Here is a 412-nt window from a genome sequence, read left to right as displayed (position 1 = left end):
GCTGGGAGACACCTCGCAACGATACGAAACGGGCAACCGCGGCGCTGGCACGATCTCCACCGGCAAGGGCGACCACGGTGGCGTGTCCTACGGTTCGTACCAGCTGTCGAGCAAGACCGGCACGCTGCGCGAATACCTCGACCAATCGCCTTACCGCGATCAGTTCGCCGGCATGACGCCGGCCACGCCAGAGTTCAACGCCAAATGGCGTGAGCTGGCGAAGACCGACCCGGCCTTCGCCCAGGACCAGCATGAGTTCATTCGCAAGACCCACTACGACGTCCAGGTGAACAAGCTGGAAAAACGCGGCATCGACCTCAGCGACCGCGGCCCGGCGGTGCAGGACGCGCTGTGGAGCACCTCGGTGCAGTTCCGCAATCTGACCCCAGGCATCGTCGAAAAGGGGCTGAAG

General features: G+C 64.1%; 1 protein-coding gene. It reads left to right on the top strand.

Annotation, left to right across the window (positions count from 1 at the left end; translation table 11 throughout):
• On the top strand, positions 1–412 hold a 412-nt coding region (locus HKX41_10545), incomplete at both ends, for a peptidoglycan-binding protein (GenBank protein NNC24569.1).

It is taken from the genome of Salifodinibacter halophilus, from assembly GCA_012999515.1.
GTDB classification, from domain to species: domain Bacteria; phylum Pseudomonadota; class Gammaproteobacteria; order Nevskiales; family Salinisphaeraceae; genus Salifodinibacter; species Salifodinibacter halophilus.
This window is presented reverse-complemented; position numbering and strand designations above follow the sequence as displayed.